The 20159-nt window shown below is 68.7% G+C and carries 17 protein-coding genes and 1 pseudogene; 13 read left to right on the plus strand and 5 right to left on the minus strand.

Translation table 11 applies throughout. The annotated features are described in order from the left end of the window. Positions 1-34: 34 nt before the first annotated feature. Both OIE49_RS36700 and OIE49_RS36705 read left to right on the plus strand, forming a co-directional pair. A complete protein-coding gene (locus tag OIE49_RS36700) occupies positions 35-1621 on the plus strand; it encodes a Mu transposase C-terminal domain-containing protein (protein WP_326806081.1) in 1587 nt (528 codons plus the stop codon). Beyond that, complete coding sequence (locus tag OIE49_RS36705; RefSeq protein ID WP_326806082.1) at positions 1618-2487, plus strand: ATP-binding protein; 870 nt, start codon at positions 1618-1620, stop codon at positions 2485-2487. The genes OIE49_RS36700 and OIE49_RS36705 overlap by 4 nt, the downstream gene beginning before the upstream one ends. A gap of 26 nt (positions 2488-2513) precedes the next feature. Here OIE49_RS36705 and OIE49_RS36710 read toward each other — a convergent pair whose 3' ends face one another. Together OIE49_RS36710 and OIE49_RS36715 are read right to left on the minus strand one after the other, a co-directional pair. Then, positions 2514-3650: an ImmA/IrrE family metallo-endopeptidase gene (locus OIE49_RS36710; RefSeq protein ID WP_326806083.1), complete on the minus strand. Its 1137-nt coding sequence runs from the start codon at positions 3648-3650 to the stop codon at positions 2514-2516. 49 nt (positions 3651-3699) lie between these two features. Beyond that, a complete protein-coding gene (locus tag OIE49_RS36715; RefSeq protein ID WP_326806084.1) occupies positions 3700-4074 on the minus strand; it encodes a hypothetical protein in 375 nt (124 codons plus the stop codon). A 114-nt stretch (positions 4075-4188) separates the two neighbouring features. Here OIE49_RS36715 and OIE49_RS36720 point away from each other — a divergent pair, with 114 nt between their 5' ends. From OIE49_RS36720 to OIE49_RS36745, 6 genes and pseudogenes are all read left to right on the plus strand, one after another. Continuing rightward, positions 4189-4329 (plus strand): hypothetical protein, encoded by a 141-nt coding sequence (locus OIE49_RS36720; RefSeq protein WP_326806085.1) that lies wholly within the window; start codon positions 4189-4191, stop codon positions 4327-4329. A gap of 93 nt (positions 4330-4422) precedes the next feature. Next, positions 4423-5427 carry a nucleotidyltransferase gene (locus OIE49_RS36725; protein WP_326806086.1) on the plus strand — a complete coding sequence of 335 codons (1005 nt, stop codon included), beginning with the start codon at positions 4423-4425 and terminating at the stop codon, positions 5425-5427. Next, positions 5424-6890 carry a HesA/MoeB/ThiF family protein gene (locus OIE49_RS36730; RefSeq protein ID WP_326806087.1) on the plus strand — a complete coding sequence of 489 codons (1467 nt, stop codon included), beginning with the start codon at positions 5424-5426 and terminating at the stop codon, positions 6888-6890. Before OIE49_RS36725 ends, OIE49_RS36730 begins: the two co-directional genes overlap by 4 nt. Then, complete coding sequence (locus tag OIE49_RS36735) at positions 6887-8665, plus strand: SAVED domain-containing protein (RefSeq protein ID WP_326806088.1); 1779 nt, start codon at positions 6887-6889, stop codon at positions 8663-8665. The genes OIE49_RS36730 and OIE49_RS36735 overlap by 4 nt, the downstream gene beginning before the upstream one ends. A 384-nt stretch (positions 8666-9049) precedes the next feature. Beyond that, positions 9050-10475 (plus strand): annotated as a pseudogene (locus OIE49_RS36740) (ISKra4 family transposase); the annotation flags it as partial. 112 nt (positions 10476-10587) lie between these two features. Then, on the plus strand, positions 10588-11121 hold the full coding sequence (locus OIE49_RS36745) for a CbrC family protein (RefSeq protein ID WP_326806089.1): 534 nt from the start codon (positions 10588-10590) through the stop codon (positions 11119-11121). 281 nt (positions 11122-11402) lie between these two features. On the opposite strand, the gene OIE49_RS36750 is transcribed toward OIE49_RS36745, so the two are convergent. Further along, on the minus strand, positions 11403-12875 hold the full coding sequence (locus OIE49_RS36750; protein WP_326806090.1) for a DUF2971 domain-containing protein: 1473 nt from the start codon (positions 12873-12875) through the stop codon (positions 11403-11405). 1207 nt (positions 12876-14082) lie between these two features. Here OIE49_RS36750 and OIE49_RS36755 point away from each other — a divergent pair. Then, positions 14083-14766: a restriction endonuclease gene (locus OIE49_RS36755; protein ID WP_326800512.1), complete on the plus strand. Its 684-nt coding sequence runs from the start codon at positions 14083-14085 to the stop codon at positions 14764-14766. Between the two features lie 139 nt (positions 14767-14905). Here the strand turns inward: OIE49_RS36755 and OIE49_RS36760 are convergent, their stop codons facing one another. Further along, the gene (locus tag OIE49_RS36760; RefSeq protein WP_326800511.1) at positions 14906-15511 is read right to left on the minus strand and encodes a hypothetical protein; all 606 of its coding nucleotides are present in this window, start codon (positions 15509-15511) and stop codon (positions 14906-14908) included. A 185-nt stretch (positions 15512-15696) separates the two neighbouring features. Beyond that, on the minus strand, positions 15697-16743 hold the full coding sequence (locus OIE49_RS36765) for a hypothetical protein (protein ID WP_326800510.1): 1047 nt from the start codon (positions 16741-16743) through the stop codon (positions 15697-15699). 176 nt (positions 16744-16919) lie between these two features. Between OIE49_RS36765 and OIE49_RS36770 the strand changes: the two genes are divergently transcribed. The 4 genes from OIE49_RS36770 (at position 16920) to OIE49_RS36785 (ending at position 20159) form a co-directional block, all read left to right on the plus strand. Continuing rightward, complete coding sequence (locus OIE49_RS36770; protein ID WP_326800509.1) at positions 16920-17183, plus strand: helix-turn-helix transcriptional regulator; 264 nt, start codon at positions 16920-16922, stop codon at positions 17181-17183. Positions 17184-17347: 164 nt separating this feature from the next. Next, positions 17348-18217 (plus strand): DUF6083 domain-containing protein, encoded by an 870-nt coding sequence (locus OIE49_RS36775; protein ID WP_326800508.1) that lies wholly within the window; start codon positions 17348-17350, stop codon positions 18215-18217. A gap of 110 nt (positions 18218-18327) precedes the next feature. Beyond that, positions 18328-18693: a hypothetical protein gene (locus tag OIE49_RS36780; RefSeq protein WP_326800507.1), complete on the plus strand. Its 366-nt coding sequence runs from the start codon at positions 18328-18330 to the stop codon at positions 18691-18693. Further along, complete coding sequence (locus tag OIE49_RS36785) at positions 18690-20159, plus strand: UvrD-helicase domain-containing protein (protein ID WP_326800506.1); 1470 nt, start codon at positions 18690-18692, stop codon at positions 20157-20159. The genes OIE49_RS36780 and OIE49_RS36785 overlap by 4 nt, the downstream gene beginning before the upstream one ends.

The following is a 20159-nucleotide window of genomic DNA, read 5'->3' on the forward strand; positions in this document are numbered from 1 at the left end:
CCGACGTCCACCACCCCAAGAAAGACCCCGACGCGTGCCCGCCACACCACCACCCGACGGCCCCTACGACACCACCTCCCTGCGCGCCGCCGCCGTACGCCGCCTACTGCGCCTGCGTAATGCCGAACGCCTGACCCACTACGACGTGCGTACCGTCGCCGCCGCCTTCACCGTCCACTGGCGCACCGTGCGCCGCTGGATGGACAACGCCACCACCCACAACGGCACCTACACCCCCCAAGGCCGCCGCCACTTCACCCTCACCCCGGCCATGCACGAAGCCCTGGCCCGATGGAACGGCAACGCCGCAGCCACCTACCGCGAACTCGTCGGCGATGGCATCTTTGGCAACCCGCCCCGTGTATCCCAGGCAACCTTTTACCGCGCCGTAGACCGGGAACTCACGCCCGGCCAGCGTGCCGCCCTCAGAGGAGGCGAAGCCGCCCGCCGCCGACACGACGTGCACGCCCTGCGCCCGCACGGCAACCGCAACGACGTATGGGAGACCGACCACGTCGAAGCCAGCGTCTTCGTCAACATCGACGGACGCCGCCGCAAACCCTGGATCACCTGGTTCATCGACCACACCACCGCCGTCATCTGCGGTCTGGCCATCACCCCCCACCAGCCCAGCCAGGACGCCATCCTGGCCGCCGCCCGCGACGCCATCCTCTGCACTGATCACCACCGGCCCTTCGGCGGCATCCCCCGCAAGATCCGCACCGACCGCGGCCGCGACTTCCTGGGCAAGTGCGTGGACGAAGCGTTCAAAAAGTTCGGCACCGAACTGATCGTCCTGCCGCCCTACAGCCCCCACCTCAAAGGCACCGTCGAAGCCATCAACGGCGCCGCCAAGCACATGCTGTTCAAAGGACTGCCCGGCTACGCCCACACCCCCCGAAGCCGCCGCGACCGCCGCGGCCAGCCCCTATGGGCCCTTCACGAACTCCTCGACTACGAAACCTTCATCACCATCGTCCTCGACTGGGTGGACTGGTGGAACAACGACCACACCATCGCCCGCCTCCACCGGCGCACCCCCGCCCAGGCCTGGCACGCCGACCTCACCCCCATCGACACCCTCGACCCCGCAGACCTGCACACCTACACCCTCACCGACGCCGGCCCACCCCGGAAGATCACCAGCAAGGGCGTCCGCTGGAAAAGCGCCTACTACGTCGGCGACTGGATGCACGGCCACTCAAGCGCCGGCGAGATGGTCCGCCTGCGCCACGAACCCCACCACTACCACCGCGTCGAGCTCTACGACGCCGACACCCTCACCTACCGCGGCCCCGCCTTCCGCAGCGACGAAATGAGCCCCCGCCAAGCCCGTGCACTGCACAACGCCCGCCGACGTGAAGCCGACCGCTACGCCGCCAAAGCCCGCCGAGCACGCAAAAACGCCACACCCCGCTACGCCGCCACCAGTGTCACCGCCGCGCCCGAACCCCTCAACCGGCTCACCGCCAGCCAGGCAGCCGCCCAGCTACGCCAGTTGCAGACACCGGAAGGCCACCTGCACGCCGAAGCCCGGCCCGACCTCCTCAACCGGCCCCAGCCCGACTCCGCCCGCTGGACCAAACCCCGGCCCGACCCCAAACCCCAGGACACCGAGTGACCCACCCGACCACCACGCCCGAGAACCAGCCGACCGCCGGCCCCAACTACCACTACATGGGCCTACCCGGCGCCCGCGCCATGCTGACCCAGGCCAGCGCAGAGACCTACGCCAACCTTGTCACCACCCTCAACGCCGACGCCGGCAAGGGCGCCATCATGTGCGTCCACGGCGGCGTCGGCCTGGGCAAGACCTTCGCCGTCAACAGCCACCTCGACGACCTCGCCCCCCACACCACCCTGCGCATCAAAGTCGGCTCCGCCAAAATCCAGGCCCTGCGCGCCGCCCTGTACAAAAAGCTCGACCTGCCCGGCGAGGCCCCCCTCAACAGCACCCGCTGCGAAACCATCCTCAAGGAAGCCCTGTCGGAAACCCCGCGCGTCCTGGTCGTCGACGAAGCCCAGTGGCTCGACACCCGGGCCTTCGAATTCATCCGCGAGCTCTGGGACGACGAAGACACCCGCCTCGCCGTCGTCCTGGTCGGCGCCGAAACCTGCTACCAGAAGATCAAAAACCGTCCGGCGCTGGACTCCCGCATCCTCGTCTGGCAGCGCTACAAGCCCCTCACCCCGGCCGAAGTCCTCACCGTCATCCCCGAATACCACCCTCTGTGGGCGGACGTACCCACCGACGAACTGCTGTGGATCGACGACGTCGCCTGCCACGGCAACTTCCGCCAGTGGGCCAAAATCACCTACCTGCTCCAGGAACAGCACGGCGGCCCCGGCTCGATGGGGGCCGGAAGCACGGGGCCGACGAACCCGCCCACTCCACACGACGCGGCCGCACCGCTCCCTCCCTACAGCCGGGACCTCATGCGCGCCGTCCTCAGCCGCCTCGACCCCACCCAACGTCACACCGACTGAAGCGCCGCCCCGGCGTCTGGGCACATCTAGCCCGCGGTGAGATCGCCGGAGAGGCTGATCTCGATGGGGCGTTTGAGTTTGCTGCCGTATTTCCAGTCCAGGACGCCGTCGTGCTGGAGGCGTCCGACGACGATGCCCGGGGCGATGCCGGCCCGGCGGGCGAAGGCTGTGATGTTGGTGAAGGGCATAGGGCGCTGGGCGAGTTGCTTGTAGGCGGCCGCGTGCTCGGGGGGGATGAGGGTTTCCCTGGCGAATGCGTCGGCTTCGTCCTCGCTGCGGTCTCCTTCGGGGGTCGTGTCGTCGTCGCGGTTTGTGTTGTCGATGAAGGTGAGGCGTTTGCCGTGCAGGAGGACATGCCCGAGCTCGTGGAAGACGGTGAACCAGAAGTGGTCGTCCTTCTTGAACCGGCCGCTGAGGGCGACTCCGACCTTTTCCGGAGTGAGCCATCGGGTGACGCCGGAGACGCGGCTGTTGGGGGGTGCGGCAACGAACACCACCGCGACGCCGGCCTGGGCGCACAGGTGCGGGATTTCGGTGCGCCAGACGGCGGGTTCCTCGACGGTCAGGGCGCGTAGCTGGGGGAGTAGCTCAAGCAGGGCTGCACGGTCGTAGGGTGCGCAGGGGATTTCGCGTGCTCTGAGTTCGGCCTGGCGCAGCCAGACGGCGGTGGCATAGTCGTCGGGTGTGAGGACGGTGGAGCGCCGGAAGGCGGTCCGGTAGCTGCCCCACACGTTCTCTGCAACCTCGGGGTCGGCGACACCGAAGAACGCCAGCAGATGCTCGAGATTGTCCACCGTGCGCTCTTTGGTCGGCAGGATGCCCCGCTTGACCAGCTCCTGCAGGGAGAAGCGGTCGAGCCAGTCGAGGCGGTGGCTGAGAGCTTCACGGCTCTGGGTGCGGCTGACGTGGGTGCGCCAGGCGGCCTCCATCTGGTTCCACAGCGAAGCCGGGATTCCAACGGCCCGCTCCAGCAGAAGGGCAGTCTCGGGGGTGAGGACGGCGCTGCCTTGGACGATCTGGTTGATGTGCTTGGTCGACAGTCCGGTGCGGCGGGCGAGGTCCGCCTGGGGGATGCCGAGGGCGTCGAGCTGTTCTTTCAGTGTGTCGCCCGGAGGCAGGACTTCATCCGGTGCGAACGGGTGCGGGGCGGAGGGCGGAGTCACGTGAGTGCCTCTCGGTCGGCGAGGCTGCGGGGCGGGCCTGGTGGCGGGGTCAGGGGCGGTGGATCGCTGCGACGATCACACCGCGTACGGCGTGCTCGTTCAGGGTGCCGTCGTCGAGGGTGTCGGGCGGGTCGTCGCGCGGGCGGACCACGAGATCGCCGTGATCACCGAGCGACACCAGCAGAGTGAAGCAGTCCCCGTTGGCTGCGGGCCGCAGCCGCGTGGCCGCAATGTGCCGCAGGTCAGCCAGGTGGTGGGCGGCCGACATCTGGCCAAGACGCCGGAGCAGGGTGGTCGCTCCGTCGGGGCCTAAACGGTCCCTGCGGGCAGGGCCGTTGTTGCAGACACGGGCGAGCTCGGCGTCCTCGAAGACGATCTCCACCAGCGACCTCAGAATCCTTTTCCGTTTACCTACTGCTTCCATGTTATCCTCCCGATCAAGGTCCACAAGATTTCATGCACCTGCTGGGTAAATGAAACTGTGGAGTAGGGTGTGGCCTGTGTTACCGCCGGCCGCTGGAGATCTGGAGGACAGCTCATGGCAGGCAAGCGCAGCGCATCCAACGGCCAGCGGGGCCGCAGCGCCGTCACGGGCCGGTTCGTGAAGCAGGCCACCGTGAAGCGGCACCCGAAGACGACGACCAATGAGAGCGCCGGCAAGGGCGGCAGGAAGAAGTAGGCGGCCATGCCCCTCGCAGCCGACCTCGCATTGTCAGTGGTGTGAGGCAAGCTCGGCAGGCCGATGCAGTCACAACCAGGATCGGAGGGCCCGATGGCTCACCTCAAGCAGCAGTTCAAGGATGCGCTGAGCTCCATCGAGCCCGGCGACGACAAGACCAACGCGCCAGAGGCGCATCGCCTCGTCCGTGACGCCCTCAAGGCTGACTCCAAGCTCGCCGAGTACGGCGTCAGCCCGATCCTGATCGGCTCCTACAAGCGCAACGTGTCGATCCGGAGGATCAAGGACGTCGACGTGTTCGTGCGCCTGCCCGATGTTCCGAGCGACGTCACGTCGACGGACATCCTCGACAGATTTTTCAAGGTCCTGCATGCGGAGTTCGGCACCGACGCCGACGGGCACCGGCGCACCAAGCGGCAGGATCGTAGCCTGCAGGTCTCCTTCCCGGAGTACGACCTCTACGTCGACGCGGTGCCCGCCCGCCCCTACGGCGACGGAACGTGGGAGATCCCGCAAAAGGGCGACGAGAACGAGTGGGTGCGCACCAACCCCGACGGGCTGACGGACCTGTCGAGCACGATGAACGCGGACCACGACGAGTACTACGTACCGACCATCAAACTGCTTCGTCAGACGCGTCGCGCCCTGCTCGGCACGAAGAAGCCCGGCGGATTCTTCATCGAGATGGCCGCCTACCAGGCGTTCGCCTCAGGCGCAGTCTCGGGCAACTACCAGGCGGAGTACTACGTCAGCGCACTCCGGGAGGTCAGCAAGATCATAGATAACTTCGTGACCTACGGCATCGCAGTGACCGACCCGACACTGCCCGGGCACACCATCCGCATCCGCGCGACCGACGACGAACTGGACACCGCGCGGACGCGGTTCACCGACGCCGCAGCGTCGGCAGAAGCTGCGCTCGACGAGGAGGACGCGGGCAAGGCCGCGCTGGCGTTCCGGAAACTGCTGGGAACGAACGGCGATGGGGACACGGTCTTTCCGATGCCCCCCGGCTTCAACGAGGACGGCAGCAAGAAGGCATCCGCGATCTCGCCCGGCGCCCGCGTCGTTCCTGCCGGCAAGAGGACCTTCGGGTGACCCCTGTCGGCTTCGACGAGTATGTCGCCTACGCGCGGCAGCACTTCGAGGAAGGCCTGATCCGCGCCGGGTTCCGCGAGGTTGAAGCAAGATGGGAAGGGCCGGTCCCGCACTCGGCGGTCACGACCCGCGTCGTGATCGACCTGCCGCCCCGTTTCCCGTTTCTGCCGCCGAGAGTGGCGCCGGTCGAGCACGACGCGGTGCCCTGGTCCTGGCACCGCGACCCGGACGGCGGTCTGTGCCTGGTCGCCGAAGATGATCATGAAGGGTTGTGGTGGACGGAGGCACCGGCGTTCCTGGAACACGTCACAGCGTGGTTCGAGCGCGCGGACATCGGCTGGACGGGCGATCGGCCAGACCTCGACCTCGACCGGTACTTCCAGCCGTCCGCGGACCGGCGCCTTTATCTCTACGGCGGCCTCGGCCAGTACCTCAACCGCTCCGTCCGCTTCAGCCCGTCCAGCAACAACACGATGCGGATCAGGAACGGCAGCCGCCCCAGGAAGGCCCTTGAGCACAGTAAGGACCGCTTCGGGTATGTAGCCGACCTCGGCGAGGTGGACGTGCCGCCGCGAACCTGGGCAGACATCTCCGCCCGGCTCGGCTCGAACACGGAGCTAGACCGCAGAATTCGTCAGCAGTCGGTCGCAGCTGTCGTGCTGATCTACCGACGCGGCACCCACGAGGGCGCGATCGTGCTGGACGTAGCGTCCACGAAGGAGGGCGGCACGGCCGTCACACGTCTGCGCTCGGGCGCAGACACCGAGGCAGCCCGGTCCGCTCGTGCAGGCGTCCTCGCCCCCGCACTGCGTGAATCCAGGGTCGCAGTCGTCGGCGTCGGCGCTTTGGGATCGTTCATTGCCGACATGCTGGTGCGCTCCGGTGTCCGTTACCTCACTCTCATCGACGACGATGTCGTCATGCCGGGAAACCTCGTTCGCCACCTCGTGGGCCACGACACGGTCGGGCTGCCGAAAGTCGAAGCGGTCAAGCGACACCTCGTTAGGCAGAACGAGGCGCTGGCCAGCGGCATCGGCATCATCAATGGCGCGCTTACCTCGGGCGCTGACGCGGTTGACCATCTGCGGAACCACGACCTCGTCGTGAACGCCACCGCCGACTTCGCCACCACGGCGCTCCTGCACGTAAGCGCCCGGACAGTAGGCACACGGGTCCTGTCCGCGGCGCTTCAAAACGACGGCAGGACCTATCGCATCGACGTACTGCCACCGCTCGGCGATGCCGCACCGCTGCCGCCTTCGACGACCAGAGCCGATACCGAGGCACCGCTACTGTTCGAAGCAGGCTGCGGAAGCCCTATCTCCCCAACGCCGCCCCACGCGGTGATCGAGGCAGCAGCGGCAACCGTCCGACACGCCATCGGCCTCCTCGTGGAGAGTCCACTCCATCCTGCTGGGGAGACGCGTCACCTCCACTCCGCATCACAAGGGAGCCACCAGTGACCCGGCCGGCACCACGGATCGAGCTGCGCCAGGAGGCATACGAGGCCATCGCGTCCGCGACCGCCCGGCAGCTGCCGCGGGAAACGGGTGGCATCCTCCTCGGCTACCGGGAAGACGCCAACCTCGCTGTCACTCATGCCCTCGTGGTCGACGGACAAGGAGCGTCCACCCACAGGTACGTGCGCGATGACGTCAGGGCGAACGCGCTCCTCGCAGAGTTCCTTGCAGAGCGAGTGGATGACGATCCAACCGGCTACGTCGGCGAGTGGCACAGCCATCCGGCACCGTCCGGACCGAGCTCGATAGATGTTGCTGCGATGCGGGCAACAGCCCGGGAGCACGACGGCCCGATCGCACTCCTCGTTTACGCTCCCGGCGGGGCGGATCCCTTCTCCGGACTGATCGCGCGGCGCCAACGATGGGGACGTGTCACCAGCAAGGCAGCAACGGTCCTTCCGCCACCACAGAGATTCGAGGCGCTGGGGCCACTGCCCGAATATGCGGTTCGGCGTGACGGCGCGGTGTTCATCTCCTACCGGCAGTCGGATGGCTCCCCGCAGGCCGATTCGATCGAGAACTTGCTCAGGGCAGCCGGTCTCGTCGTGTGGAGAGACCGTACCGACCTGCGCCCAGGCACGACGACCGATCGCCTCGAACAAGCCCTGACCACAGGGCTTTCGGCAGCCGTGCTCGTCGTGACACCGGAGATCGTCCACAGCGACATCGTCCGAGAACGTGAGCTGCCTCGGCTGCTTCAACTGGACGAGGACCCCGCCTTCAGCCTGTGCATCGCGAATAAGATCGCCAGAGCGGGAAGCAATACACAGTGCGACTACGAGGCACCGGACCGACTCCTGAGACTCGTTCCCTCTCGGACCCTCGCCGACAAGAAGCAAAGCAACATGCTGCAGCCGTCCGGCGAGAGCGAGATCGTGCGGGACCTGCTGATGCACCGAGTCGAACAACGTAAGTCCGCCATCCGCAGCGAGAACCGCGCCTTCACGATCCGAGTACAGACCCGTCCCGCGCCCTTCGCCATGGACGCGGGCGAGGACGACCTGCACATCCGCATCAGATCCGCCGGCGACGGAGGTCTGCCCTCGCGCGAGGGACTCACGCTCCTGCAGACCACGCTGCCTCTGGTCAGCGACGCCGTGTACGCAGCCGATGCGAAAGCGGTACGCGTCTCCGGCGGAGCTCACCTGTCGGTAGCGCTGGCCTTGGGAGCGGCCCTGCCCGAGACCAAGATCGGCAATGTCGAGGTGGTCGATACCCTCGGCGCTCTGTGGACGTCCACAGAAGCTGGTGACGACCCGCTGACCAGCGAACTTCATACGCAACCAGTTGACCTCGAACAAGCGGATACGTGCGACAGCCACGACCGCATCGCGATCTTCGTCAGCCTGACTGCCGCTCCAGATCGGACCGCATTCGAGCAGCTCCTGCACGAGTCCAGCGACGGCTTCGCGGCGGCCGCCGTAGTCTCCGTCGCCGACGAAGACCGACTCGACCCGCGCGAGGCCGCACGCCTCAGCGCGGCTGCCGCGCAACAGATCAAAGCGCTGGCCGCACGCAGCGGCCGTGCGGAGGTGCATCTCGCTTTCCACGGCCCGTACACGATGGCCCTACTCGTAGGGCGATACCTCAACACGCTGCGTACCGTCGTCTACGAGTGGGACGGCGCGACCCCTGGGAGGCCCCGCTACACCCCAGCTCTCGTGCTTGAGCCAGGTGTGGCTGGCGGACCGATCACCCAGGTCCTGCTCGGCCAATAGGCGCGGCGATACACGCGCAGTGTGCTGTCCCGTCTCGCTCTGGCGCGCACAAAAGAGCCAGCGACCGAGCGCGAGAGCCCGCCAACCTCGGAGGGTGGGGCTCCTTTCGAGGGACAGGATGAGCTGGACATTTGCCGGTTCGGTTCGACTGCCGGTCATGGAGATCCTTTCGAAGCCAGCAGGTCACGCCCACCCGCCGGATCAAGGACAACAGCGCGGGGGCGCGGGTTACCGCGCGGGCCCCTGTGGTGGTCGAGTCGATCACTCGGGGACGACGCATCCGAAGCCGAGGATTGTCGCCGGTCCCGGTGCATGGCCTAACCCACCATGAGGCCGGGCCGGGGGTGAACCCCGAAGGGCGCGGTTCCTCTGAAGGGAAAGGTTGAGCTGGAGGAACACCTCGACGCGGCCGGGCGAGAACTGCTTCGCCTGCTGCTGCAGGACCACCTGGACCTGCGGGCCAGGCAGGAAGAGAACCAGGTCCGCGCCGGTGCCGGCCCGGCGGTGACCGGGCCGGAGGGGCGGGTGCGGCCCTGGCGGGAGGCTGGGCACTCGCGGTGGCTGGCCAGCGTGTTCGGGATGGTCCGGGTCACCCGGGTCGCCCACCGTGGGCCGGGCATGGGCAACGTCCACCCCGCTGACCAGGAGCTGTCCCTGTCTGCAGGCCGGCACTCGACGGGACTACGGCGGCTCGCTGTCACCGAGGCCGTCCACGGCTCTTTCGACCAGGCCCACGACGCGGTGACACGCCGCTGCGGGAACGTGCTCGGCAAGTGCAGGCTGGAAGAGCTCGTGGTCGCTGCCGCGGTCGACGTCGACGGCTCCTACCGGACGAGGATCCCCATCCCGTGCCCGTGCAGCCGCGAGATGCCGCTGGTGGTCCAGGTGGACGGCAAGGGCGTGGTCATGCGCCTGGAGGCACTGCGGGAGGCCACCCGCCGGGCCGCCGCCAGGACAGCTGGTGGCCATCGCGGCCGGCTCGCGCCGGGTGAGAAGCCGAACCGCAAGCGGATGGCGACCGTGGCCTGCGTCTCCGACACTCGTCCGGCGCGCAGGCGTCCACACGATGTGATCCACCCGCCTGGCGGCCGAAGCGGCGAACGCCCCGCCCGCCCGGGGCCCAGGGCAGAGAACAAGTGGTGCACCGCCTCGCTGGTCCGCCCGCCCGAGCAGGTCATCGCCGATGCCTTCGACCAGGCCCAGGCACGCGACCCGAAAAATTTAAGGCCGTGGATCGTCCTGGTCGACGGCGCCCGCCACCAGCTCGACGTGATCAGCGCCGAGACCGGCCGACGCGGCGTCACGGTCCACGTGCTGCTGGACTTCGTGCACGTCGCCGAGTACGTCTGGGCCGCCGTCCACGCCTTCCACAAACCGGGCACCGCCGAGGCCGAGGCATGGGCGGCCGACCGTCTGACCGTGATCCTCTCGGGCCACGCCGCTCGCGCTGCCGCCGAGGATGACCGCCCAGGCGAAGCGGGAACAACTGTCAGCCGCCCGGCGCGAGGCCATCGACGCCTGCCACAGCTACCTGACCGGCCACCTCGATGAGCTCCACTGCGACACCGCGCTCGACAACGGGTGGCCGATCGGCACCGGCGCGGTCGAGGGCGCCTGCCGCCACCTGATCGCCGACCGCCTCGATATCACCGGCGCCCGATGGGGCCTGCCCGGAGCCGAAGCCGTCCTGCGACTGCGCGCCATCGTTTCCAACGGCGACCTCGATCCCTACTGGCGCTTCCACGCCGCACGTGAGCACGAACGCCTCTACCCCGCCCCGGACCAGCGGCGGTTGGACCTCGCCGCTTGATCACGGGACTGCTTGCGGACAGACTGCGACCTATGAGGTTCACAGGCGTGCCCACCGACGCGCAGACCACCCGCGTCGACGCGGCTTGCTCCTTGCCCAGGCAGGCTCGCCGGTGAGCGCCAATCTGCCCTCCTTCCGCTACCACCCCGAACCCGTCGCAAGCGGATCCATCCGCGAGAGTGCCGAGACCTGCGCCTGCTGCGCGCGCAGCACCGGGTGGATCTACACCGCGGCCTTCTACACAGCCCAGGACGTCAGCGGGCAGTTCTGCCCCTGGTGCATCGCCGACGGCAGCGCCGCTGAACGATTCGAAGGTGAATTCACCGACTCATACGGGCTCGACGGTGTCAGCGAGGAGACCCTGGAGCACGTCACCCGCCGCACCCCCGGCTTCCACGCCTGGCAAGACCCGCACTGGCTCGTCCACTGCAACGACGCAGCCGCCTTCATCGGCGAGGTCGGATACGCCGAACTCGCCGCCCACCCCGACGCACTCGACCAGCTTCGAACCGAATTGCGGATCGGCGGTTGGCACGACGCATCCCGGCTCGAGAACTTCCTGACCCACCTCGGGCAGGGTGCGAGCGCCATGCTCTTCCGCTGCACCGTCTGCGGCACCTACCTCGCCTACGCCGACGCTTCATAGCCACGCTCAGCCCAGACGCGCCTTTCCCTTCAAAGGAACTGCACCCATCTCAGAAGCCGGTGGCGAGCCGGCCGGCCGTCTGGACCTGCTGTGTCTGCGGAGTTCTGGAACGAGCTGCCTCGGCGCAGGCGCCAGCGCGGTCACAGCAGACGGTCGCCACCCCAGGGCCGGAGGCCGTGCAGCCAGGTGAGTGACTCGGCCGGGCCGGAGACGGGCCTGGATCGAAAGGGGATGCGCCGGTATCGCGGCCGGGGAGGCCAGCACTGCAGGGGTTGCGATGCTTACTCATCCCCGGTGACGCTGTCGCGCGCCTGGTTGAACATCGGGCGGACGGTACGCACCTGGCTGGACAGCTCGTTCAGTATGGCCGACACGGTCTGCGGAGCCTGGGTCTGGGGGCACTCCTGTCGGCCGCGCCAGTGCTCGGTGATCTGGTTGCCGTCGGGCAGCCAACGCTCTGTCGTGACGACGGCATGCAGACGCAGACGCCGGCCGTCGAGTACCTGGACTGCTGCGGACGCCACCAGAGTGTGGGAGTACTTGGGGAGGTTCTCCACCACGCACATGAAGCCGCGCTGGTAGTGGACCACCTCGCCCGGGACACCCGGACTGGCTTTGTGCTCTTGCGGAGGGACGGCCCTGGACTGGGGGTAGGTTTCCACCTCGGTGCCAGGCCAGCTGCTCAGCTCACGAGCCAGTTCCCCGATGCCTTCTTCCAGTGCCTCGGCATGTTCTTCTGCCACGAGAGCTCCAGCCGCGGCGCGTGCTTCGGCCTCGGTTTGTGCCGAACGCAGAGCCTGAAGACGCTCTGCCAGGGATCCACTTCTGCGCGCGGCGGGCCACACCACCTCTGACACCGGCCGAACGCAGTGCTCAACACCTCCTTCGAAGGGAAGGAGGTGCAGGCTGCGGTTGAAGAACCGGATCTGCTGTATCTCGATGCCCGGGTAGGCGTCCAGTGCGGCGAGCAGGTCCGGCAGGCGCTCCGGCGGGAAGGCCTGGCCCAGGACGACGCCGGTGAGGGCGCTGCGGATGTCGACGTAGTCGTAGTCCACGGATTGGTTCAGCACCACCAGCCGGTACTCGCTCTCGCTGTTCCAGTCGATGTGCTTGCGGAGGAACAGATGGTCCTTGTTGGCCTCAGCGTAGGCCAGTGACATCGCGTCGATCCCGAACTCTGCGACCTGCTCCATGTCGATGCCGACAATGGCGGGGCCGTGCTGGCTGCTGACGTAGCGGACGGGTCCGTGGAAGGCCAATGACTCAGGGCCGGAGTGGTGGAGGAACGACTCGACGAGCCGGTCACGGTCGAACCGCAGGCACACCCCCTCATGCCCCGCGCCATAGTGGGCCCACAGTGCCAGGTGGGCCCAGCCGCGCAGTGCGTCGGGGCTGGTCACGGTGTCCGGCAAGATCACGTCCTGGGTCAGGCATCCGACCTTGGTGTGCAGACGCAGTTGCCGGTCGACTTCGTCCCACAGGGCCAAGTCCGGGCCGGGGCCCGTACCTGAGCGCTGGCTGAAGCTTGGGTAGTGGGGCTGTGATTCCCACAGGTCATTGGTGAACTGATAAGGCGACAGGCGGAGTTTGCCCGAGGCCAGGATGCCGGAGAGTCCCTTGCCGTTCGTGTAGTGGAACAGGCTGCCCGTCAGGGTGCGCGGGGCGCTCCAGATCTCGTACTCCTGGTGGCTTTCGAAGGCAAGAGCAGCCTCCGAGAGGGCCGCGGAGCTGTGGGGCTGGGCATCTGTGGTCATCGCGCACCGTCCGTCCGGGGCCTGAACTGGTGTATGCACCCTACCCTTTAATCGTCATCATGACGATAACCGGGGGGTGTATGCACCTACCCAAAGGAGGTGGCCGCCGTTCTGCCGATGCCACTCCTTGCCTCCGATCGGGCGTGGGTATCGACCGCTACAACCGCCAGCCGTCGCACCTGCCTTGACGGCTCTCGCCGCTCCAGAGTCGGCACTGGCCGATGGCCTCACCGGCGTGGCGCGGCCGTACTGGCCGCTGCGGGGTCGCCTGATCTTCCGCGGCGGGGGACTCGTCTGCTCGCTCGGGCCGGGGGAGTGCAGGATGCCGACGTCAGCTTTGTCGCCCAGGTCGAGATCGACGAACTCGGCGTGCCCGTCGCGGGGGTGATGCGGCGAGTGCCAGCGAAAGCCAAGGCGTTCCTCCCGGCCGCCAACGGTCCTACCGCAGCGGCTGCGAGGGACCATCTGGAGCCGCCGGACCAAGGATGCGCCGCAGCCTGGCGGTACGGAGAAGAGGGCATCGTGGCGTCCTTCTGTGCGCAGCTCCGGAGAATGGCGCAATCCGCCGCGGCCAGGCTGCACGATCACGCATGGGGCAAGTGCGGGCCCGTGCGCGCCGTGGACTGGTCTCGGCCGCAGTCCGCTCTGGTGAACCCGCCGCCCGGCCAGGTTCCGGAGATCGCGAGCGGCCATGCGCGCGTACACAGCCGAGTGCCGACCGATAGTCAAGGGCGTGCATGTGATGGCGTGAACTAGCCCCGAAGAATGGGTAGTTGGGGACATCCCGGCGCCTCGTTGTCCGTGGTGGCCGTCAGCATGGAGCGCGTTGTGGGACGTGACGACCATCTGGGGGAAACTGCATGCCATTCGTGCGGCCGTACGTGCGTTCTGACGGAACACCGGTCCGGGGACATACCCGATGGGCGCCGGGTGCGCGCCGGGAGCTGACCATCTTCGCCTTCGCTGCGCTGGTGGTGCTCGGGTATGGCAACAGCGCGGATGCCGGTGATGCATCCGGCACCCGCCCCCAGCCCCAGGCCTCCTACCCGGTCCGCTACGACCGTGTTGGTACCGGCGGGGAGGGGCGTGCCGTGCCGAGCCCGACGGTGTCGTACCCGGTCAGATTCGATACCCCCACGATCCACAGGGTGGTGCCCACGCCGACCGTGTCGTACCCGATCGACTTCTCACGTCTGAGAGGCGGACGATGACCCGGCGCCGCCCCGCCCGCCAGTCGCGCCGCAAGCAGCAGGACGATGCCCAGTTCGTCCTTGTGGCTGTGATCGCGGCAGGGGCGATCGCTCTCGTGGTGGCGGTGGTCCACTGGCTGCTCGCGCACTGGTGGCTGCTGCTCGTGGCGGCTGTCGTCGCCGTCCCGGCCTTCGTCGTCTGGTGGCGCCAGCGGGCGGAGCGCATGCGCTGGGAACAGGTCCAGGCGCGCGCTCTGCGCTACGGCCTGGCCCAACTGGACGCTCTCTCCGACCGGCAGTTCGAGTTCGCCGTACGTGACCTCATGCGCCGGGACGGCTGCACCGATGCCGTCCAGGTCGGCGGGCAGGGAGACCTGGGCGCGGACGTGAAAGCGACTGACCCGTTGGGACGCCGGTGGGTGATCCAGTGCAAGCATCGCCGCGGCGGTGAACGCGGTGCCGCCGTGGGAACGCCGGAGCTGCAGGTCCTCAACGGCACGGGCCGCCCGGTCCACAAGGCCGACGTGGTGGTGATGCTGACCAACGGCAGGATCACCCAGCCCGGCCGTACCTTCGCCCGCCAGCAGCGCCTCCACCTCGTCGACCGCAACCTGCTGGGGGCCTGGGCGTCGCAGGGTCGGCCCCTGTGGGAACTGCTGCCCGCACTTCCCGCTCCCCGCAGACCGTCCTCCCTTTCCTGAGCGGATCCACCGAAGTCGCCGCATCGAATGCCGCAGGTCCTGAAGCGTGTCGCCAACAGAGGGCCGCTGATGCTCGGCGTGCTGACGCACACCGCGTGGCAGGCCAGAGGGCAGCCGTGAATGGCCGCATATCTGTGGCTCATCCAGCGGATTCGTGCTGGGCCTCGTCCGTAGCTGCTGCCTCTTGTTCCGGTGTACCAGCGGCGGTGTAGAAGACCGAGGAGCCTTGCTTGGTTCGGTGGATGCGGCTCTTGGCCACCAGGTTTTCGAGAGTGGTGCGCACGACCTTGGTGTCGATGGTGCGCTCGGTGTGGGCCTGCCTGAGTACTTCGGCGATTTCCGCCGCGGAACGGGGCTCGCTCTGCTCGGCGACATGCTGGTGGATGAGGTCGACCAGAGTGGGCTGCGCCGTCTTCGCGGCCTCCGTCTTGCCCTGGGAGCGTTGCGACGGTGCCTTCTTCGCCGACGGGCGTGTGCCGGATGCCGACGCCGACTTCTTCCTGGGGGAGGGAACTGTGGCGCTGCCGGTGCTGGCCGGCTCGGGTGGGGAGGCCGGGACACCAAGTGCCTGTTGCATGTTGAGCAGGACGGTGTGGTCTCGCTGCAGCGTTGCCAACTGCTCGTGCAGTGCTGCGAGTTCCGTTGTGACGCGTTCCTGCTCCTTGACGTTGTGTTCGAGGTCGCTGGTCACCTGGCTGACGTAGTGCGAAGTCAACTCGGTGCTGTGGGTTGTGCTTTCGGACATCGCTCGCTCCTCGGGTTCCTGACCTTGGCGAAGCCTCGCTGGGTCAGATGCGGCGCGTCAGGAAGGACGCTCTGGCCGCAGTATGCTCCGGCCCAGCGATATTACGGGTGGGAAGCCCTGTTTCCGCTGTGCGGTGCGCAGAGCCATGTGCCCTCGGATGGACATCGTCTCGGCGCGAGAGCTTCTTATCGATGGGGCAGCCGCGGATGCCACGTGAGGGGTCCCGGCTCCGTGTGAGGCGAGCGCGATTGCCACAACACCTCGTCTGTCTCCCGGTTGGGACACCATGCTGTCAGCGCCCGCAGGGCGACCAGCCGGTCGAGCAACTCGGCTGTCTGTTCCCAGGAATACCCGCCCAGGCGGGTGAGCACATCCATGCCGATGCTGCACACCGTGCGGTCGGCGCTGTGCGCGGACAGGATCAAGGCGATCAGACGCAGCGCAGGCGGCGAGGCCATGGGCAGGCGCAACGGTGTGGGGAGCAGTGCCCAGTGGGCGGCGCGGCCGCGTGATCTGCGGCCGGGAACTTGGTCCAGGACGGTGGCGTCGAGCAGCTGTACCTCCACCTGCGTGGGCCTGAGGTCGGGGCATCGCAGCCAGGCCGCGTGGGCGAGTTCCTCCCAGACTTCCCTGCGTCCGCGCAGGCGCATGCCGCGCAGCAGGCCCGCAGGCAGGCGGGTGTGACCGCGGGCGTCGGCGCGCAGCGTGCACTGGACGGCGAGCAAGCGGGCGGCGGGGGAGGTGAACTGAGGCAGCGCGGCGGCGAGGTAGGTAAGTGTCTCCCGCGCTCGCAGGTGTTCCTCGGCTCCGAGCCGGTGTGGGCCACGTGCGGGTACCGACGGGGCGGGGGAGTGGGGGCTGCCGAGTTGGGTGTCGGGGACGACGGCGGTGTGGCTGGTCGCGGCCGCGCAGGCCGCGCAGGCGTCGGCCAGCCGCCAGGCGCGGCCGCCGCGGCCCTGGGTGAGGGCGAGCAGGACCGGGCCGGCGCAGCCGCGGTGGCGCGGATGCCAGCGGCAGCCCTGGGCCCGGCACTGGCAGGTGCGCAGGTGCCCGGGCAGCGCGTCGGCGCGTGCGTGGCAGGCCAGATGGGCCAGGGCGGCGGACCGCGCGGTAGTCGCCTCGCATGCGGGCGTGCGGGCGGTGCACTGGGCGCAGACCAGGTTGGGGCCGCCTGCCCGCGGATGCAGTTCCACCGTCCAGATGCGCCGCACCGCGGCACCGCCGAGCCTCATCGGCCGACCGTCCTCCTGTCTGTTCGTGTCGTAGGGCTGGATCGCCTGCGGTCAGGCGTTCCGGACGGACGCACGGTAGTGCAGATCCCTGCACCAGGGGCGCGCGATCCTCTCCAGGGAAGAAAGTGCAGAGGTCTGCACTGACGGGGCAGAGGTCTGCACCGTCGGATGGTGGGGTGACGATCATCCCGCCCGATCCCGACCTCAACGCGCTGCGCGTCGAACTCGTGCGGCTGCGGGGCGAGCGCGGATGGACCTACGACGAACTCGCCGAACGCAGCAACCTGGCCCGGCGCACCCTCATCGACCTCGAGCACGGCCGCAGCACCGGGACCGTCACCACCTGGCACGCGCTGGCCCACGCCTTCGACGTCCCCATCGAACGCTTCCTCACCGCGCTGTGTGAAGGTCACCCCGTCCCGGGCACTCCTCAGCCCTGATCCGGCCGCTCATCGGACACGGACAGGAATCACCCGGCCGGGCGAGACGGCATCGAACGAAAGATCCACCTCTCGGGCAGCTGTTCCCATGTATGGGGCCGATCGTGTGACATCCCCGGAAGCCGCCCCCGGCCATCGGCGCGCCACCTGGCACGGTCACCGCCATGCACTCCCACCCCCTGCCCGCGGACCGTCACTGGGACGGCAGCCCCCGCCGCGTCTCCCGCCGTCGCGGTCTGCAGATCGCCCCGGCCAGCCGCAGCCGTCTGCTGCGCGCCGGGCAGAGCGGCCGCTGCCGTCACTGCGGCAACCGCGTCGACTGGTACCCGCGCCACGATGACCGCCCCATCGCTCTGCACCCTGCGGACGTCGCGGTCGTCGGAACCCCGGCGTCCTGCCGCTGGCACATTGGCGGCGGCATCGCCCACCCCCACGACGACGGCAGTGCCTGGTGCCGCATCCCTCACGCCGTCCTCTGTCCCCAGCAGCCTTTGCGTTCCCACATCGGCCATACCCGGCTCACCTCGTTGCGCCGTGACCTCGCCGTGCACTCCCGCCGCCTCATCGACACCGGCGCCTTCACCCCTCAGCCCTGCCCCCAGGCCCCTGCAGCTGCGCCAGCTGGCGAGGCCGGACAGCCCATCCGTCCCGTCGTCCGGATCCTCCTCGTTCCCTACCTCGGCCGCAGCCCCCTGGAAGACATCCGCTGCGTCGCCCAGACCCGCCAACGCCGCCGCTGCACCCTCACCGTCCTCGCCCCCGGCCACCTGGCGGGCCGCTGGAGACTCCTGCCCACCGGCCCCCACCACGGCCAACTCGCCCTTCCCGGCACCACGATGGCTGTTTACGACCTCAGCCACCTGCCCTACACCCACCAACTACGCTGGCGCGCCCAGCACTGCCCCGCCCACGCCACCGGAACCGCCCCCGATCTCACCCTCGCCGACTGGCAGGTCTTCGACCCCCTCCTGCACGCGGCGCACATCCGCACCCGCCTGCCGCACATTCCGGCACGCGGGCTGGGGGGCCGGTGACAGTGCAGCACGCCCTGGAAATCGTGCTGACACGGCCTGCGACGGCGGCCGAGCTTCGCTGCGCTGGCCAAGACTGGCCGCTCGCAGCCAACCACGACACCAGCCGCCTCATGGCCGTGGCAGGCGGTAAAACCCCGGAACGGGCCGCACACCGCCTGCGCCAGCAGCTCACCGGCCGACTGCCCATCGACGTGATCACGACCCACTACCCAGACGCGTACGGACACGTCCTGCTCAACATCGCCTTCCCTCCGGCCGCCTACACCGCCCTGGAACGAGACGCCCGCCACGCGGGCCAGAGCCCCGAACGCTACGTACACGCAGCCATCCACCGCGCCCTCGACGAGCACACCGCCCAGGAAGCCGACCGCCTCAACCACGCCGTCCGCCAACTCCTCGCCCACACCAGCCCCGCACACCTGATCGCCGCCGTCGGCCACGCACTCACCCAACTCCCCGAAAGCCCCAGGCCATGAACCCCACAGACGAACAAGCCGCGGCCGCCGACGCCTTCCACAGCGGCGACCACCTCGCCCTCCAGGCCGGCGCCGGAACCGGCAAGACCACCACCCTCGCCCTCCTCGCCCACGCCACCACACGCCGCGGCCGCTACCTCGCCTACAACCGGGCCATCGCCCAGGACGCCCGCACCCGCTTCCCGGACACTGTCCAGTGCAAGACCGCACACGCACTCGCTTACGCGGCCGTCGGCCGCCGCTACACCCGCCGCCTGAACGCACCCCGCCGCCCCGCCTGGCAGACCGGCCAGGCCCTCGGCATCACCAAGCACCTGCACCTCGGCGAGCGCCAGGTGACACAGAAGGCCCTCTCCAACGCCACCCTTCGCACCGTCGCCCGTTTCTGCCACACCGGCGACGAGACCATCACCCCCCACCACGTGCCCCCACTGCGCGGCCTGGAAGACCCCGACCTCCACGCCCAACTCGCCGCACACATCGTGCCCTTCGCCCGCAAAGCCTGGACCGACCTGCAACACCCGGACGACGGGGCCGTCCGCTTCGACCACGACCACTACCTGAAAATCTGGGCTCTCACCCGCCCCCGCATCGACGCCGACTTCCTGCTCCTGGACGAAGCCCAGGACACCAACCCCGTCGTCGAACAGATCTTCCTCAACCAGCGCGACCACACCCAACTGGTCATGGTCGGCGACTCCGCCCAGGCCATCTACCACTGGCGCGGCGCCAAAGACATCATGACCGGCTTCGACGGCACCCACCTGACCCTGTCCCAGTCCTTCCGCTTCGGCCCCGACCTCGCCGCGGAAGCCAACCGCTGGCTACGCCTGGCCGACGCCCCCATCCGCCTGACCGGCACCCCGGCGGTGCCCACCGAACTCGGCCCCGTCACCCGGCCGGACGCCGTACTGTGCCGCACCAACATGGGCGCCATGGCCCACGTCATGACCCTCATGGCCACCGGACACCAGGTCGCCCTCGCCGGCGGAGGCGACAGCCTGCAGGCCCTGGCCCTCGCCGCCCGAGACCTGAAAGACGGCCACCGCACCCACCACCCCGAACTGCTCCTCTTCCCCAGCTGGGGCGACCTGCAGGACTACGCCGCCCACGACCCCGCCGGCCGCGACCTGCAACCCCTAGTCAACCTCGTCGACACCCACGGCCCCGACGCCATCCTCACCGCCCTCGCCCACCTCACACCCGAACAGCACGCCCAGGTCACCGTCTCCACCGCCCACAAGGCCAAAGGACGCGAATGGCCCCGCGTGCTCATCGCAGACGACTTCGCCCGACCCAACGACAGCACGACCGACGAACAGACAAGCACCACGAGACCCCCCGACCCCATCGACGACGCCGAAGCCCGCCTGGCCTACGTAGCGGTCACCCGCACCCGCCAGCGCCTCGACCTGGGCGGCCTCTCCTGGATCCACCACCACCCCGACGGCAGCCCACCCGTCTGA

It is taken from the genome of Streptomyces sp. NBC_01788, from assembly GCF_035917575.1.
Lineage (GTDB): Bacteria > Actinomycetota > Actinomycetes > Streptomycetales > Streptomycetaceae > Streptomyces.

Excerpts from the sequence above, each read along its gene's own strand:
- OIE49_RS36715 (WP_326806084.1), bottom strand. The coding sequence starts at position 4,074 with ATGGAAGCAGTAGGTAAACGGAAAAGGATTCTGAGGTCGCTGGTGGAG.
- OIE49_RS36720 (WP_326806085.1), top strand. The coding sequence starts at position 4,189 with ATGGCAGGCAAGCGCAGCGCATCCAACGGCCAGCGGGGCCGCAGCGCC.
- OIE49_RS36725 (WP_326806086.1), top strand. The coding sequence starts at position 4,423 with ATGGCTCACCTCAAGCAGCAGTTCAAGGATGCGCTGAGCTCCATCGAG.
- OIE49_RS36750 (WP_326806090.1), bottom strand. The coding sequence starts at position 12,875 with ATGACCACAGATGCCCAGCCCCACAGCTCCGCGGCCCTCTCGGAGGCT.
- OIE49_RS36755 (WP_326800512.1), top strand. The coding sequence starts at position 14,083 with ATGACCCGGCGCCGCCCCGCCCGCCAGTCGCGCCGCAAGCAGCAGGAC.
- OIE49_RS36760 (WP_326800511.1), bottom strand. The coding sequence starts at position 15,511 with ATGTCCGAAAGCACAACCCACAGCACCGAGTTGACTTCGCACTACGTC.
- OIE49_RS36765 (WP_326800510.1), bottom strand. The coding sequence starts at position 16,743 with ATGAGGCTCGGCGGTGCCGCGGTGCGGCGCATCTGGACGGTGGAACTG.
- OIE49_RS36775 (WP_326800508.1), top strand. The coding sequence starts at position 17,348 with ATGCACTCCCACCCCCTGCCCGCGGACCGTCACTGGGACGGCAGCCCC.
- OIE49_RS36780 (WP_326800507.1), top strand. The coding sequence starts at position 18,328 with ATGGCCGTGGCAGGCGGTAAAACCCCGGAACGGGCCGCACACCGCCTG.
- OIE49_RS36785 (WP_326800506.1), top strand. The coding sequence starts at position 18,690 with ATGAACCCCACAGACGAACAAGCCGCGGCCGCCGACGCCTTCCACAGC.